Annotated in this window: 20 protein-coding genes; 10 read left to right on the forward strand and 10 right to left on the reverse strand. The window is 40.0% G+C overall.

All coding sequences use genetic code 11. From position 1 onward, the window contains the following. Positions 1-132: 132 nt before the first annotated feature. From DDE80_RS11880 to DDE80_RS11890, 3 genes are all read right to left on the reverse strand, one after another. A complete protein-coding gene (locus tag DDE80_RS11880; RefSeq protein ID WP_108307990.1) occupies positions 133-1,197 on the reverse strand; it encodes an S-layer homology domain-containing protein in 1,065 nt (354 codons plus the stop codon). Positions 1,198-1,277: 80 nt separating this feature from the next. Next, complete coding sequence (locus DDE80_RS11885; RefSeq protein WP_108307992.1) at positions 1,278-1,529, reverse strand: YqkE family protein; 252 nt, start codon at positions 1,527-1,529, stop codon at positions 1,278-1,280. Between the two features lie 16 nt (positions 1,530-1,545). Beyond that, positions 1,546-2,724: an acetyl-CoA C-acetyltransferase gene (locus tag DDE80_RS11890; protein WP_108307993.1), complete on the reverse strand. Its 1,179-nt coding sequence runs from the start codon at positions 2,722-2,724 to the stop codon at positions 1,546-1,548. Between the two features lie 185 nt (positions 2,725-2,909). Here DDE80_RS11890 and DDE80_RS11895 point away from each other — a divergent pair, with 185 nt between their 5' ends. Further along, positions 2,910-3,854, forward strand: a complete 945-nt coding sequence (locus DDE80_RS11895; RefSeq protein ID WP_108307994.1) for an alpha/beta hydrolase — start codon at positions 2,910-2,912, stop codon at positions 3,852-3,854. 43 nt (positions 3,855-3,897) lie between these two features. Here the strand turns inward: DDE80_RS11895 and DDE80_RS11900 are convergent, their stop codons facing one another. Then, entirely contained in the window at positions 3,898-4,113 is a 216-nt protein-coding gene (locus DDE80_RS11900) for a YneF family protein (protein ID WP_108307996.1), read from the reverse strand. A 236-nt stretch (positions 4,114-4,349) separates the two neighbouring features. On the opposite strand from DDE80_RS11900, the gene DDE80_RS11905 reads away from it, so the two are divergent. The 6 genes from DDE80_RS11905 (at position 4,350) to DDE80_RS11930 (ending at position 8,098) form a co-directional block, all read left to right on the forward strand. Next, positions 4,350-4,694: a lmo0954 family membrane protein gene (locus DDE80_RS11905; protein WP_108307998.1), complete on the forward strand. Its 345-nt coding sequence runs from the start codon at positions 4,350-4,352 to the stop codon at positions 4,692-4,694. Between the two features lie 15 nt (positions 4,695-4,709). After that, on the forward strand, positions 4,710-5,336 hold the full coding sequence (locus DDE80_RS11910; protein ID WP_108308000.1) for a PspA/IM30 family protein: 627 nt from the start codon (positions 4,710-4,712) through the stop codon (positions 5,334-5,336). A gap of 58 nt (positions 5,337-5,394) precedes the next feature. Continuing rightward, positions 5,395-6,060, forward strand: a complete 666-nt coding sequence (liaF, locus tag DDE80_RS11915; RefSeq protein WP_108308001.1) for a cell wall-active antibiotics response protein LiaF — start codon at positions 5,395-5,397, stop codon at positions 6,058-6,060. Continuing rightward, positions 6,057-7,067, forward strand: a complete 1,011-nt coding sequence (locus tag DDE80_RS11920; protein ID WP_108308002.1) for a sensor histidine kinase — start codon at positions 6,057-6,059, stop codon at positions 7,065-7,067. The genes liaF and DDE80_RS11920 overlap by 4 nt, the downstream gene beginning before the upstream one ends. Then, positions 7,064-7,690 carry a response regulator transcription factor gene (locus tag DDE80_RS11925; RefSeq protein ID WP_108308003.1) on the forward strand — a complete coding sequence of 209 codons (627 nt, stop codon included), beginning with the start codon at positions 7,064-7,066 and terminating at the stop codon, positions 7,688-7,690. The genes DDE80_RS11920 and DDE80_RS11925 overlap by 4 nt, the downstream gene beginning before the upstream one ends. Positions 7,691-7,795: 105 nt before the next feature. Then, positions 7,796-8,098 carry a hypothetical protein gene (locus DDE80_RS11930; RefSeq protein WP_108308005.1) on the forward strand — a complete coding sequence of 101 codons (303 nt, stop codon included), beginning with the start codon at positions 7,796-7,798 and terminating at the stop codon, positions 8,096-8,098. Here DDE80_RS11930 and DDE80_RS11935 read toward each other — a convergent pair. The 5 genes from DDE80_RS11935 to yneA form a co-directional block, all read right to left on the reverse strand. Then, the gene (locus DDE80_RS11935; RefSeq protein ID WP_108308006.1) at positions 8,091-8,426 is read right to left on the reverse strand and encodes a helix-turn-helix domain-containing protein; all 336 of its coding nucleotides are present in this window, start codon (positions 8,424-8,426) and stop codon (positions 8,091-8,093) included. The two genes, DDE80_RS11930 and DDE80_RS11935, sit on opposite strands and share 8 nt — an antisense overlap. Positions 8,427-8,551: 125 nt before the next feature. Then, a complete protein-coding gene (gene tkt / locus DDE80_RS11940; RefSeq protein ID WP_108308008.1) occupies positions 8,552-10,546 on the reverse strand; it encodes a transketolase in 1,995 nt (664 codons plus the stop codon). Between the two features lie 117 nt (positions 10,547-10,663). Beyond that, positions 10,664-10,897 (reverse strand): DUF896 domain-containing protein, encoded by a 234-nt coding sequence (locus DDE80_RS11945; protein WP_108308010.1) that lies wholly within the window; start codon positions 10,895-10,897, stop codon positions 10,664-10,666. Positions 10,898-11,232: 335 nt separating this feature from the next. Continuing rightward, complete coding sequence (locus DDE80_RS11950) at positions 11,233-11,889, reverse strand: YneB family resolvase-like protein (protein ID WP_108308011.1); 657 nt, start codon at positions 11,887-11,889, stop codon at positions 11,233-11,235. Continuing rightward, positions 11,889-12,179, reverse strand: a complete 291-nt coding sequence (gene yneA / locus DDE80_RS11955) for a cell division suppressor protein YneA (RefSeq protein ID WP_108308013.1) — start codon at positions 12,177-12,179, stop codon at positions 11,889-11,891. Before yneA ends, DDE80_RS11950 begins: the two co-directional genes overlap by 1 nt. Positions 12,180-12,341: 162 nt before the next feature. Here yneA and lexA point away from each other — a divergent pair, with 162 nt between their 5' ends. Next, entirely contained in the window at positions 12,342-12,959 is a 618-nt protein-coding gene (gene lexA, locus DDE80_RS11960) for a transcriptional repressor LexA (RefSeq protein WP_108308014.1), read from the forward strand. Between the two features lie 38 nt (positions 12,960-12,997). On the opposite strand, the gene DDE80_RS11965 is transcribed toward lexA, so the two are convergent. Next, on the reverse strand, positions 12,998-14,251 hold the full coding sequence (locus DDE80_RS11965; protein ID WP_108308016.1) for an MFS transporter: 1,254 nt from the start codon (positions 14,249-14,251) through the stop codon (positions 12,998-13,000). Positions 14,252-14,402: 151 nt separating this feature from the next. Here DDE80_RS11965 and DDE80_RS11970 point away from each other — a divergent pair, with 151 nt between their 5' ends. Continuing rightward, on the forward strand, positions 14,403-15,374 hold the full coding sequence (locus DDE80_RS11970; RefSeq protein WP_427901812.1) for a ring-cleaving dioxygenase: 972 nt from the start codon (positions 14,403-14,405) through the stop codon (positions 15,372-15,374). A 45-nt stretch (positions 15,375-15,419) separates the two neighbouring features. Beyond that, positions 15,420-15,901: helix-turn-helix domain-containing protein (locus tag DDE80_RS11975; RefSeq protein WP_153060899.1), on the forward strand; the 482-nt coding region annotated here is incomplete at its 3' end.

Below are 15,901 nucleotides of genomic sequence, written 5' to 3' on the forward strand. Positions count from 1 at the left end.
GTTTTGGTGACTTTATTTTAACAGAAGGTGTTCTTTTTTAACCACAAAAATCAAAGCCCTTGAACTTTTACGCCATGTAAAAGTTCAAGGGCTTTTCATTTATAAGCAGGGTTTTGTCCCAGCCTCTACGTGTTAAATTGGTCGTTCTTGCCAATACCCACCACTGCCAAAATCATCAATTACGCGGATTAATCCACGATTTTTCGCAAACCAAAATGTTTTTGCAGCATAGGTATCTTCCCTCGTAAATGTCACAATGACAACATCCTTATATACTTGTACAGGCGTTACAGCTATGCCGTTTGTTGTAATTATTTTAAATTTGCCTACACCACCTATTAAGAGCTCATCATACCATGTTTTACCTTGATATAATGGGTAAGGCATTACTACATCGTCATAAATAGTAGAAACAAAATACTCTTCTTGCTCTTCATAAGCTATAGTATCGTCACACCACACCACATTGTAACCATGATTTTCTTCAGAGAAATAATGGAAGATATTATTTTCATATGTGTACTTTCCATATTGATACATGAAATTTTGAATAGTAACATCGGCGCTTGGCATCATACCCTGATTAAATTTTATTTGTTGTTTACTTGGTCGAATTTCAGGCACTAATGCACGTGCCACAAACGCTGCAAAATGAGCACGCGTTAATTGCTGTTTAGGCTTAAATGTGCCATCACCATAGCCTGTTGTAATATTATGGGCTGCGAGTGTGGAAATATAGCTGTGTGCCCAATAATTTTTTGGTACATCACGAAATGAGTGTGTACTATTTGGCTTCAATTGAAATGCACGGGTTAATGCACGTGCCATTCCTTCTCGTGTAATTGGTCGATTTGGATAAAAATATTTTTCTTTCGGAAAAATACCTAGTTCTGTTGCAATCGCAATTTCTTTATAGCCATCGTCTGAAGTACGAACATCCGCAAAATTTGGATTTTTATATTTTGCTTGTTGTTGCTGAAGTGCACGCACTAACATAAGTGCAACTTGACGATTAGTTACATTATGTTGTGGATTATATGCTCCGTTTACCCCTTTCACTACACCAATATGCGATAAGTACTCAATAGCACCGTAGGTTTCATCATTGTGTCTAACATCATAATAAAAAGCTTGCGTCACTATCGGTGAAAGCAAAATTACTAAGCTTACTATCATACTGCCTATTATTTTTTTCATATAAACATCCTTTCCGTGTTATATTATTTCATCCACATAACATAAAAGCAACTTCATTTTTCAATGAAGTTGCTTTTATGTTAAAATTTAGAACCTACATCGCCATACTCTTCTAGTAGTTCTTCAAATGTTTTGTTCTTTTCGCGTTCTTTGCGCTCACGACGTAATTGTTCCTCACGTTCGATAGCTTGTTGCTCTTCTTGCTTTGTTAAATCCTTTTTCATTTGTGCAAGCTTTTCAAGCATATCGCCGCCAAGTTGATCCGCAATTGTTACGGTATCTTCTTGTTTTTTCACTGTGCCTGCGACTTTTTGTCCGCGTTTTTTTGCCATAGTATTTCACCTTCTTTTAGCGTGTAACGACTGTTGCAACGCCCTGACCGCCACCAATACATAAAGTAGCTAAACCTTTTTTAGCATCCTGCTTTTGCATCTCATGGATAAGCGTTACTAAAATACGCGCACCGCTTGCCCCAATTGGGTGGCCAAGTGCAATAGCTCCGCCGTTAACATTTAATTTATCATGGTCGAATTTAAGCTCTTTGTCAACTGCAATGGACTGTGCGGCAAATGCTTCATTCGCTTCAATAACGTCCATTTCATTTAATGCCACGCCTGCTTTTGCTAACGCTTTTTTAACTGCTGTTACAGGACCAATGCCCATAATAGCCGGATCAACACCAGCTGATGCATTTGATGCGATTGTTACAAGTGGCGTTAAACCAAGTTCTTCGGCTTTAGCTTTAGCCATAACAACAACTGCAGCTGCACCATCATTAATGCCCGATGCATTACCTGCTGTGACTGAGCCATCACGTTTAAACGCTGGACGTAATTTGCCGAGTGATGCTTCTGTTGTCTCCCCTTTAACATACTCATCTTGGTTAAAGACTATAGGATCGCCTTTGCGCTGTGGGATTTCGACCGCAATAATTTCATCAACAAATTTTCCTGCTGTAATCGCCGCTTGGGCGCGTTGCTGTGAACGCGCAGAAAAAGCGTCTTGTTCTTCACGTGTAATATTATAGTTATCACATAGGTTTTCAGCTGTGATACCCATATGATAATCATTAAACGCACACCATAAACCATCGTGTACCATACTGTCTATTACTTTTTGATCACCCATACGATAGCCTTGTCGTGCTTTTGGCATCAAATAAGGTGCTTGGCTCATATTTTCAAAACCACCTGCTACAATAATCTCTGCGTCGCCTGCCTTAATTGCCTGTGTCGCTAAATGGACTGCTTTTAAACCAGAGCCACATACTTTATTAATTGTCATCGCAGGTACAGTTTGTGGTAAGCCTGCTTGAATTGCTGCTTGACGCGCCGGGTTTTGTCCTAAGCCCGCTTGTAGCACATTGCCCATAATAACCTCATCTACAATAGCGCCATCAATACCTGCTTTCGTTAAAGCCCCTTCAATAACAATTGCCCCAAGTTTTGTCGCAGCTACATCTTTTAATGCACCTTGAAAAGATCCGATTGCTGTACGCACAGCACTTACAATTACTACTTCTGTCATTATAAACTGCCCCCTTTTTCTCTCATGCCACCCTTTGTTTTGACATGTACTTTCAGTTTACCAAATTGTTAGATAATTTACTATATGTCACTTGTTCCTTGTCGTTATAACAGTAATGCTTTTTACGTGCACCGCAGTTTTTCTTCCATTACAATTAAAAGGAATATTGATGAGGAGGCGTATTAATGACAAAGAAAAAGAAATGGCTCCTAGCATCTGCCGTCACTACTGCACTTGCTACTATTGCAACGACTGTATTTGGCATTAAACTATCGAACCGTTTAATGTATATTAAGAAAAAAGATGATGCTTTTATTTTAGAGCGTGAAACGCTGGCTAAACGCTTTGATGAGGCTTGGTATAATCAATATAAAGATACGGAACTAACCATCGAATCACCAAACGGCTATACGATTAGTGGCGTTGTATTAAAACCGCTCGAAACTAAAAACACAATGATTATTTGCCATGGTGTTACTGAAAATAAAATTAACTCTGTACGCTTTGCTCGCCTTTTTGAAAAGCTCGGCTATAATTCTGTTATTTATGATCATCGACGTCATGGTAACTCAGGTGGTAAAACGACCAGTTTTGGTTATTACGAAAAAATCGACCTAGAGGCTGTAGTGAAATCCGTGCGTCAAGTGGTTGGCGACGACGCTATTATCGGCGTGCACGGCGAGTCGATGGGAGCAGCCACTACACTACTCTATGCAGGGCTATTAGAAGACAAAGCTGATTTTTACATTGCAGACTGCGCCTTCTCCGATTTTGGCGAACTCGTGAGCTTAATTGCACATAAAGATATGAAATTTAATACACCTATTCCACTACACTTAGCTAACTTCTTTTTACGTATGCGTGACGGCTACTATTTAAAAGATGTTAATCCCATTACAGCCGTTAAAAACATTACAAAACCTGTGCTCTTTATTCATACTATTCCTGACTTATTTATCCCGCACGAGATGACTAAGGCAATGTATGAAGTAAAAACCGGCCCAAAAATGCTTAAACTATTTGACAAAGGTGGGCACGCAGATGCCTTTAACGAAAACCCACGCGACTATTTACAAGTGGTAAGTAAATTTTTAGATGAATATGTGCCTGCTTACAAAATTACTGAATAACAAAAGCATCCTTTACGAAATGCGTAAAGGATGCTTTTTAGTATTATTGGAATTTATTCATCTGTGACATCATTTGACGCACTTGTTTTTCAGACGGTTTACGTCCCATTTGCGCCATCATGACACGAATCATTTGTTCATTAATAGGTGGGTTCTCTTTTAAATATTTCATCATGTATTGACGGGCGAAATAGAAACCAAGCGCTGCCCCTGCGATTAATGCTACAACGATAAGTAAAATAGCAAGCCATAATTGCATTATTGCTAAACCTCCTCCGCTACTTTCTTCCGAGATTTTATCTCCACACTGCATTATACAATAAATTAGGCACTGTTACTATATCCTAACCATAAATTAACCTAAAGTTTGTATTCTTTGCAAACGTCTGATAGCGTCTCAGCCTCAAGACCTAGAATAAAATCAACTTTGCGCCCATTACGCACTTTGTAGACGCTTGATAAGATAAGAGTAACAAATCGAAGGGAGCAACAATCATGAAAAAACTTTTACTTTTAAGCTTAGGTTTTATCGCCATCTTAGTGGCATTCGCATCAATCGGACCACTTGCTGTACTTGCATTATCACTCGCTATTGCAGGAGGTAGCATTTACTTATTTAACCGCACCACATCTTCACTACTTAAAGTGTTCTATATTTTTGTAGGTGGCATTAGCGCCATTACAGCGGTATCAAACGTGCCAGCCTTACTTGGGTTAATCGCACTTTACGCTGTGTACTATGTGTATAAAAATATTAAAGCTACAGACCAAGCACCAGAAATTACAGCAGTCGATCCTTTCGCAAGTTTTGAACGCGAATGGGCTAACTTAACAAAATAAAAGGAGCGAAACACAATGACAAACATTTTTAAACGATTTTTCACTACAGTAGAAGCAGAGGTTAACTTTGCCTTAGATAAAAAGGAAAGTAAAAATCCAGCCGTTATGTTAACAAAATATTTACACGACGCCGAAAAGCAAGTAGCCGCAACAGGAAAATTACTCGCTCGCCAAGCTCAACTTAAAACAAAGCTTGAGCAAGAGCTTGCAACAGCTACAGCTATGCTAGAGAAACGCGAGGCACAATTACAACTCGCAGAACAAAGCGACGAGCAAGATTTAATTGCCTTTGCTGCTCAAGAAGTGAGCATTTACCAAAATCGTAAAGCGACGTTAGAGGATAGCATCACTTTAACCGCAAGCCAGTATTTAGATATGGAACGTCGCTACGAGGAAATGAAACATAAAATTAAAGATATGCGTGTACGTCAATTGCAGCTAATGGGTAAGGAAAATGTCACACGCGCTAACCATACAATGAACACTATTTTACAAGGTAAGGCAGACAGCGCGCTACAAAACTTTGAGTCTGCAGAACGTTACATTGATAACCTCGCTGTTGATATTACCGCACAGCAACAACAGTCGATGTATGAATATCGCCTTGCAAAATTACAACAACAAGCTGAAAAAGTGCTATAATTTCAAAAGTAGAGTTGCTCACCTCGAGCAGCTCGCTTTGTGATATAAGGAGGAAATTATGACGCCTACAACCTTAAAATCTCTACTGGCACTCTTTGGGGCCGCTGTGTTAATTGAGATCATTACACTTAATAACGGCGCTATTATTTTACTAATAATTACCGCACTATTTTTATATGAGGGTATTAAGCGACATCGTAACAGTTTGCTCGCTATTGGGCTCGTAGCACTCGCTATCGCCTTATTTTCGCTTATAACTTTACGCATTGCGGCTGTTATTATTGCACTGTATTATATTTATTTTTATTATAAAAAAGATACACAGAAAAAAGCAATATTTAACGAAGCTACGGACACTTCACGCGTTACGAGTAATCCTTTCTTTCAAACTGAAACAGACAGTGACACGTATGCTTGGCGAGATGTTAATATGTTACGCCTAGGCGGAAAAGTTGTCATTGATACAACACAAACGGTTTTACCACGTGGTACGTCCGTAATTACGGTGCAACAACTCCTCGGCAATGTACAAATTATTTTGCCGCATGATGTACCTGTTCGCTTTGTATTTTCTACCTTTTACGGCGAAGCTAAGTTACCTATGGCCACAAAGCGATTAAAAAATAGCACCTGGCATACTACGATTCCTGCAGAGCAAAATTTGCGAGAAATGGTTATCCATGTATCTGCATTAGTTGGTGATGTGGAGGTGATGTACGCATGATAGCATTTTTCTCTCGTTGGTTTTCCTTGCAATTTTTATTTATGATGGCGGTAGCCCTTGCGCTATTTATTGTGCTAGGTGAGCCGACAAAAAATAACTGGTCACCTCTTTGGGAGCAACAGTTTGAAGGCGCCCCTATCGTTATTTTTATTATACTAATTATTACAGCCGCTGCTTTTTTAACTGCGCTTTGGATGACGATTACGATTTTACTACGCGACTCGCAAGCTTCTCGCCTATTAAAAAAGGCCAATAAGCACGAGCTTCAAGAAAAACAAATAAAACGTTCTCCTCGTTTGTTACGTAAATCTCTTCGTCAAACACAAACGTTAATTGAAACACAACGTAAAAGTTTACAAAAGCTATCAGAACAACGAACAGCAACAGTTGATGAAGTCACACAAGAACGTATTATTGCAGAGCGTCAACACTTAGCACGTGAGTTGCATGACTCTGTATCCCAACAATTATTTGCAGCCTCTATGCTATTATCTGCACTAACTGAACAGGAAGACATACCAGATAAAACGTTATTGCAAGTAGAGCATATTGTACAGCAAGCACAGCTCGAAATGCGTGCCTTACTCTTACACCTCCGCCCAGTAGCACTCAAAAATAAAACGCTAGCTCAAGGCTTAGAGGAGTTAATTGTCGAGTTACAACAAAAAGTCTACTTCCCTATTGATTATCATATTGAAGAAATTGCACTATCACGCGCTGAAGAGGATCACTTGTTTCGTATTGCACAAGAGGCGCTATCTAACACCTTGCGCCATGCAAAAGCAACGGAACTTGAACTCTCGTTTATTGAACGTAATAACACCGCTATTTTACGCATTCAAGACAATGGTGTTGGCTTTGATTTGGCACGTGATAAAACAACAAGCTACGGGCTACAAAACATCGCTGAACGCGCCGTTGAAATTGGCTGTATTTATAATATTGTTTCCGTGCCTGGTGAGGGCACAATGATTGAAGTAAAAACACAGTTAGGAGATCGTATATGATTCGTATTGTACATGCGGATGACCATGAGATGGTACGCATTGGAATATCTGCGTATTTAAACGCACAACCCGATATGGAAGTTATTGCCGAAGCTATTAATGGCAAAGAGGCTGTAGAAGTCGCATTAGCACTGCGCCCTGACGTCATTATTATGGACAATGTGATGCCCGTTATGACAGGGCCTGAAGCAGCTGAACAAATTATACAAGCATGGCCTGAGGCTAAAATTATGATGCTAACGAGCTTTTTAGATGATGATAAGGTTTATCCTGCACTCGAAGCAGGCGCAGTCAGCTATTTGCTTAAAACAACAAATGCAAAACATATTGCCGAAGCTATTCGTAAAACCGTAACAGGTGAGTCTGTACTTGAGCCTGAGGTGACTACTAAGATGATGAAGCGCATGCGCGGCATCGAACAGCCGCTTCATGAGCAACTTACAGAGCGTGAGCGAGAGGTGCTGTCACTACTAGCTGATGGTAAAACCAATCAAGATATTGCTGATGAACTCTTTATTGCCCTTAAAACGGTAAAAACACACGTTAGTAATATTTTAGCAAAGCTGGATGTACAGGACCGTACACAAGCTGTAGTATATGCATTTCAACATAAACTCAAATAATAAGCGAGACAAACTAGCGCTAGTTTGTCTCGCTTATTTTACTTAGTGGCAACCTTCCCTTTACTGTAACGTCCTATATACTAAACGAAAGGGGTTGTTTGTCGTATGGGATGGTTAAATATCGCAAGCTTACTACTAGGTTTAGTCGCTTGGTTTTTACCTATTATCTATTTATTACGTAAAAATAAAACTAACTGGGGACAGTTTGCCGTTGTTAGCATGCTCGCATGTGCTATTGCACTTATGTGTCAAATTCGCTATACGCAATACCTTGTGGCGATTGAAGATTTCTCTGCATTAATGGACACCGCACAAGCTGTGACCGTTTCTGCTATAACGCTACTCAGCATTACAGTACTTCTTAATATCTTCACCTTTACACGCACTAAACGACATACCATTATATGACTAGTCCAATGATACTAATGATAAGCCCTGACAAAATAGCAACAATTGCAATAATCATACCTTTATTTTCTTGTGCAAAGTGTAAGACGAGCTCTGTTGTTGTTTTAGGCAATATAAATGCCACAGGCTCCTCCGTTTGTTTGCCAGTCACGATATAATCTATCGTTACATCATAGAGTTGCGCTAAGGCAATCAATACCTCAATACTTGGCTCTGCATGTCCTGGCTCCCATTTCGAAATTGCCTGGCGCGTGATATGTATTTGTCCTGCAAGTTGCTCTTGTGACAAGCCTGCTTGCTCACGCAATATACGTAATCGTTCGTTCATAGATAGCCTACCTCCTCTTATACGTTAGTATAAAGCAAATGGTTAATAGGATGTTGCTACATTTCGTTGCGCAAGCGCAACTACATAAAAAAGGGTCATCCAAAAATCGGATGACCCTTTTACTATTATAACGCTTTTACTTTCGCTACTACGTTTTCAACTGTGAAACCGTATTTTTCCATAACTAATTCGCCTGGTGCTGAAGCGCCAAATGTATCAATACCTAATACATCGCCTTCAAGACCTGTATATTTGTGCCAACCTAATGTTGCGCCCATTTCTACAGCTAAACGTTTCGTTACGGCTTTTGGTAATACGCTTTCTTTATACGCTGCATCTTGCTTGTCAAAGTTATATGTTGATGGCATCGAAACAACAGATACATCAATACCTTCTGTAGCAAGTGCTTTTTGTGCCTCTACTGCAAGCGAAACTTCAGAGCCTGCCGCAATAATAATGGCATCTGGTGTTTCTTTTTGTGCTTTAGCTACGACATAGCCGCCGCGTGCTACACCATCAGCTGCTGTATCAGCCGTTGATGCTAGTACCGGTAAGTTTTGACGAGATAATACTAAAACCGTCGGTGTGTCTACTGCCATTACTGCTTGCTTCCAAGCTTCTGCTGATTCATTCGCATCTGCTGGACGAATCACGTTTAAGTTTGGCATTGCACGTAGTGAAGCTAAATGCTCGATTGGTTCATGTGTTGGACCATCTTCACCTACAGCAATTGAGTCATGTGTAAATACATATGTTACAGGAAGACCCATTAATGCTGATAGACGAATGGCTGGACGTACATAGTCAGAGAATACGAAGAATGTACTACCGTAAACGTTAACACCACCATGTAATGCCATACCATTAAGTGCAGCACCCATAGCAAATTCACGTACGCCAAACCAAATATTACGACCTGCATAGTTATTAGGACCGAAGTCGCCTTCGCCCTTCATCATTGTTTTATTAGAGCTAGCAAGGTCGGCACTACCACCAAAGAAGCTTGGTAAGTTTTTAGCAATTGCATTAATGACTTCACCTGATGAAGAACGTGTCGCAATTGATTTACCTTCTTCATAAACAGGTACATCTTTAGCAAAATCTGCAGGAAGATCGCCAGCCATTGCGTTTTCAAACTCTGCCGCAAGTTCTGGGTATTCTTCTTGGTATGCTTTAAAGCTTGCATTCCAAGCGACTTCTTCCTCAGTACCTTGACGCATCGCTGCCTCTTTAAATGTGTCATACACTTCTTGTGGAATCGCAAATGGCTCATGCTCCCATTTATAAGCCGTTTTCGTTAAAGCGACTTCATCCGTACCAAGTGGAGCACCGTGTGAATCTGACTTACCTGATTTATTTGGTGAACCGAAGCCAATAACTGTCTTTACTTCGATTAATGTTGGTTTGCCATTTAATTCTTTAGCTTTTTCGATTTTAGATTCTAAATCTACTACATCATTTCCATCATCAACACGTAAGTAATTCCAACCGTATGATTCAAAGCGCTTTTGGATGTTTTCTGAGAACGCCATACCAAGATCGCCATCTAAAGAAATATCATTACTATCATACAGCACGATTAGCTTTTCAAGTTGTAGGTGACCTGCTAACGAGATTGCCTCAGCTGCTACACCTTCCATTAAGTCACCATCGCCGCAAATCGCATACGTATAATGGTCTACAATGTTATGGCCTGGTTTGTTATATTTTGCTGCTAAATGTGCCTCAGCCATTGCCATACCAACAGTCATTGCAATACCTTGACCTAATGGGCCTGTCGTTGCTTCAACTCCAACAGTATGACCGTATTCAGGGTGACCTGGTGTTAATGAATCCCACTGGCGGAAATTTTTAATTTCTGACATCGGTAAGTCATAGCCACCTAGGTGTAATAGGCTGTATAAAAGCATAGAGCCATGACCTGCAGATAATACAAAGCGGTCGCGGTTATACCAATTTGGATTTTGTGGGTTATGGCGTAAATGTTTTGTCCAAAGCGTATACGCCATTGGAGCAGCCCCCATTGGTAAACCTGGGTGACCTGAGTTTGCTTTTTCGATTGCGTCAATTGACAATGTACGGATTGCATTAATTGCAAGTTGATCCGGAGTTTGCGTCATTTGTATGTGACATCCTTTCTCGTGCTAAATAGTTTCATTTAATAGTGTAGACAACATCCCTAGAGAAAACAATGCTTTTATCGGTTTTAAGCCATACTTTTTACAAATGTGACATACTTAATTCAAATTACGTTTTGCTTTTGCTTGTTTTACTTTTTCTGGCGTTACATCGTTTCCTTGTTCATCCATTACTGTAACATTTTCGATGGTATTGCGCATCGATTGACGGAATGAAGTTAAATACTCTTTACGCAACATTGAACGTTCTTTCGCTTCTTCCTCTGTTAAAATTCCTGCTTTTGCTTTTTTAGAGAGCTCATTAATACGAGCAATTTTTTCTTGTGATAACATTTTTAGTTCACACCTTTCTTCTTTAATAAAGGTATGAAAATTATGCATGAAGTGCAAGTAATATCTTTTGAACTACTCACCACTTAGCTAAACCCATCGATTCTTAACGCTTAAAGTGGGAGCTTCTTAGGAACAAAGCATACGTATGAGCGTATTTCTTTACTCACAATGGTAGCTGTTTATTTTCAGTCTGCTAGTGCCTAAACGTACTCCTCACACCGAGCGGCATTCATCACTCACTTATAGAAAATCGGGTGACTTCTGCCTAAAAGAAGTTAAAATACGCAACTTATCGCTTGCGCTACTCATCGTGAAAGTTTTTTCAAAAAAGATGCCTACTTTTCAGCAGACATCTCTTGTTCATAGGCTAAATAGCGTCGATTAACTGTCGCTTTACTTACTTGATAACCTAAGCCGTTTAATGTAGTTGTAATTTCTTGAAATGTTAACCCATGTTCACGCAAGCGTACAATTTCTTCAATAGGTACTTCAATGCGTGGTGCACCTTCAATTTTGCCGCGATTTTTTAGGTTGTCTTGAGGTCGATAACCTTGTGCTACAGCACGCTGCATGCCCCGTTTAATTTTAGCATTGTGCAACTTACGCTGGTATTCCTCAACAATAGCCAATATTTCAAGCAACATCGTATCCATATCATTTAAATGAAGCGGACCCGCTTCATTTAATGTTACTACTGTAGCACCCATCTTCTGAAGTAAGTGAAGTACTGCGATGCGTGCATTACCTCTAGCTAAACGGGTTTCATCTTGAATAAGTACGGCATTGACAGCGTTTTGCTTCATATAATCAAGCATGCTTAATAAACCGTCACGTTCGATATCATAGCCGCTATGTTGATCGTGAAAACTAGCTACGACATCATAGCCAAGTTTGGTGGCAAAAGTCTCGAGCTCTTGCTGCTGCCGAGCTAACGAACTTTGCTGTGTTTCTTTCGTAGTGCTCACTCTACAATAAATTACTGCCCTACCCATTATTGATCACTCGCTAACTGCCTTTTAGGCTTACTTTCTGGAATGCGTAACGTTTGCCCCGCCATAATAATATCATCATAAATCGCATTTTCTGTTTTGACAATGGCTACCCAGTAATCTGTGCTAAGTGAGCCTTTATATTGTTCAGCTAATGTTATAAGGTTATCGCCTTGCTCTATTTTAATTTCTTCATATGCGACCGGACGGAAACGCCAAGCCAGAAAAATACTAAGTACAATAATAACTAAAATAAGTTGAATTAGTTCTTTTTTAAGTTCTTGTTTGCTCATAAAAATCGCCCCTTACGAATGAACGTTCTGTGAATATGTGTTCCCATAATAATACGAACATTTGTTTTTGTCAACCATTTTTACGAACTTACGTTTGATTAATAGCTATCAAGCTGTTATACTTAACATAAATTATAAGAGAAAGTAAAGAGGTGATTTACTATGACGACTAAATTGTCTAAACGTCAGCAACTGATTATCGACTTTATAAAAAGCGAAGTGAATACAAAAGGTTACCCGCCTTCAGTACGTGAGATTGGAGAAGCAGTAGGTCTCGCTTCTAGTTCAACCGTTCACGGTCACTTAGAGCGTCTAGAGAAGAAGGGCTACATACGTCGCGATGCTACGAAACCGAGAGCTATTGAAATACTCCATCCTGATGACGGCATCACTAAACATAACGTTATCCATGTCCCACTTGTCGGAAAAGTAACAGCCGGCTCACCCATTACAGCGATTGAAAATATAGAGGAATACTTCCCTCTCCCGAATGTCTACGGAGAAGAACGTTCTTTATTTATGCTAGAAATTGTTGGAAACTCTATGATTGAAGCGGGAATTCATAATGGAGATTTAGTCATCGTACAACAGCAAGTCACAGCTAATAATGGTGACATTGTCGTAGCGATGACAGAAGATCACGAAGCTACTGTAAAACGTTTCTTTAAAGAGGAAGGTCATTTTCGCTTACAGCCTGAAAACGTTACAATGGAGCCTATCATTTTAGATCACGTTTCAATTTTAGGTCGTGTCATCGGCTTATACCGTCAAGTACATTAAAAAAATCAGCGCTCCTTTAAAGGGCGCTGATTTTTTTGTTAATTAAAGCCTTTTTTACGATAGAGAATAAAGCCAAACGTTGCAAGTGCAATAAGAGCACCTACATAAGATAAGGTCGCATAGCTTGTCCCCGCTACAATAACACCTGACAACATTCCTCCAGCAGCACCTGATAGGGCGACAAAGACGTCAATACGACCTTGAATTTTTGCCCGCTCAAGTGGATGAATAGCATCTGTTAATAAAGCCGTACCACTAATAAATCCAAAATTCCAGCCAATACCGAGCAGTGCTAATGCTAATGTTAACCAAAACATAGATTGAACAGGTGCTACAGCAGCCATTACCCCAGCCGCGATTAATGTAATAACCGCTGCGATAGCCATAGCATAGCGTCCAATTTTATCAACGAGTACCCCTGTAACAAGCGAAGGTAAATACATCGCACCTACATGAATACCAATAACTAAACCAATTTGCTGTAAATCATGACCGTGATGTGACATATGAATAGGTGTCATTGTCATAATCGCAACCATCACCACTTGAGAAACAATCATAATCGTTGCACCTAACATTACACCTTCACGATTCGTTGCCTTCGCTACAATTTGTGCCGCTTCATTTGCTTTTTCTTCATTCGCAATGATAGCTTTGGCAACTAAATAAGGATCTGGACGTAGCATGACAGCAAGTATGAGACCAGCTAAGCCATAAGCAACTGCAGCTAAAATAAAAGGACCTGCAAGCGTTGGAATACCTATGCTATCCGCTACATTGCCCATTACTTGCACGAGATTAGGTCCTGCTACAGCACCAAATGTGGTGGAGACCATCGCCATACTAATCGCGGTTGCACGTTGTTTAGCATTCGCTAAATCTGTGCCCGCATAACGCGCTTGTAAATTTGTCGCAGTACCCCCGCCATACACTAATAATGAAATAAATAATAACGGGATATTAGTTAAGATTGTCGCGGCTATTACACCAATCGCTCCTAAACTTCCTAACCAAAAACCTGTGGCTAATCCTAAACGTCGGCTATAACGCTGTGATAATTGACCAACAAGTAATGCCGCACCTGCCGAGCCAAATGTAAATAATGCAGAAGGTAAACCCGCAAAACTGTCTGTACCTAGCATATCCTGTGCTATGAGTGCGCCTACCGTAATACCTGCGGCTAGACCAGCACCGCCAAAAACTTGCGACAAAATCACAACCCATAACGTACGCTTATACAGTTTTTGTCTGGCTACTTCATCGTGCACATATTGTTCAATAGATGAATTCAACTTACCAACTCCTTCATAATAATTTCACAACTCTGTTTGAGTATAACGTATAAACCCCTAGGCGTATTTATTTTTGCTTATGAGCATTTATCTCGAATTCAAGATAATTTTATAGTATACTACTATTACTATAGTTAAAGGGGGCATTTTTATGCTAAAAGGGATTCACCACGTTACCGCGATGACGAGTAGCGCCGAAAAAATTTATGATTTCTTTACTTACACATTAGGCATACGCCTTGTCAAAAAAACCGTTAATCAAGATGACATTCGCACGTACCACTTATTTTTTGCAGACGATGTCGGAAGCCCTGGTACAGATATGACCTTTTTTGATTTCCCTAATAACCCAAAAGGCTCACACGGTACTAATGAATTACGCCGCACAGCTTTCCGCGTACCTACAGATGAGGCACTCGTTTACTGGAAAGAGCGCTTTACCCGCTTACACGTAGTGCATGAAGAAATTAGCGAACAGTTCGGTAAAAAAGTACTTAATTTTTATGATTTTGATCAGCAACATTATCAATTGATTTCAGATGAAAAAAATAATGGTGTAGCTGCGGGAACACCTTGGCAACTTGGTCCTATTCCCTTAAAATACGCTATTACTGGGCTAGGTCCCATCACAATCGCCGTCGCTAACATAGACGGCTTCTCAAACATCTTACAAAACGTTTTTAAGATGACACCTACTGCGCAAGAAGGGAATGCCAAACTGTTTACAATGGGTGAAGGTGGCAACGGTGCACAAGTGATTGCGCTCCATGAACCTGTAGCACCTGCTGGTCGCCAAGGCTATGGTACTATTCACCATGTCGCTTTCCGCGTAGACAGCAAAGATGATTTAGCACAATGGCAACAACGTCTTGAATCATTTGGCTATACAACGTCAGGCTTTGTTGACCGCTTCTTCTTTGGCGCTTTATACGTGCGCCCTACCCGCCATTTATTATTCGAAATTTCGACAGATGGCCCTGGTTTTATAGGGGATGAGCCATATGAAACATTAGGTGAAAAGTTAAGCTTACCTCCATTTTTAGAAGCACAGCGTGAACAAATTGAAAGTATGGTACGTCCTATCGATACCGTACGTAGCACCAAAGTATTTGAAAAACAATAAAAGTCGCATTATGCGGCTTTGATATGCTCCCCAATAGGTAGACAGATGAAAAAACAAAATCTGTTTATCTATTGGGGGGTATTTTTTATGGGGCGAAGTAAGCATACGATTGAACAAAAAGTTATAGCCGTTCAAATGTTAAAAGAGGGAACCCATACATGGGCTGAAATCAGTGAAATCTATCAAATATCTACGGATACGCTTTATCAGTGGCAAAGGAAGTATGAAACATCTGGTTTAGAAGGATTAAAAGAATCTAGTTATTGGAAAGCTTATTCAAAAGAATTGATGGAGGCAGCCGTTCTAGACTATCTAAATCATGGACTTTCAAAAGGAGCAATAGTTTTAAAATATGAAATTAGTAGTCGTTCCGTTTTATCTCGTTGGATTCGCAAGTATACTAGTCATAGTGAATTAAAAGATTCGGGTAAAGGAATGAGCCAAACTATGACTAAAGGAAGAAAAACGACTGTAGAAGAACGCATTGATATCGCAAAAGCATGCCTAGCGAACGGAAAGAATTATCA

Origin of the sequence: Metalysinibacillus jejuensis, from assembly GCF_003057615.1 — a bacterium.
Taxonomy (GTDB): Bacteria; Bacillota; Bacilli; order Bacillales_A; family Planococcaceae; genus Metalysinibacillus; species Metalysinibacillus jejuensis.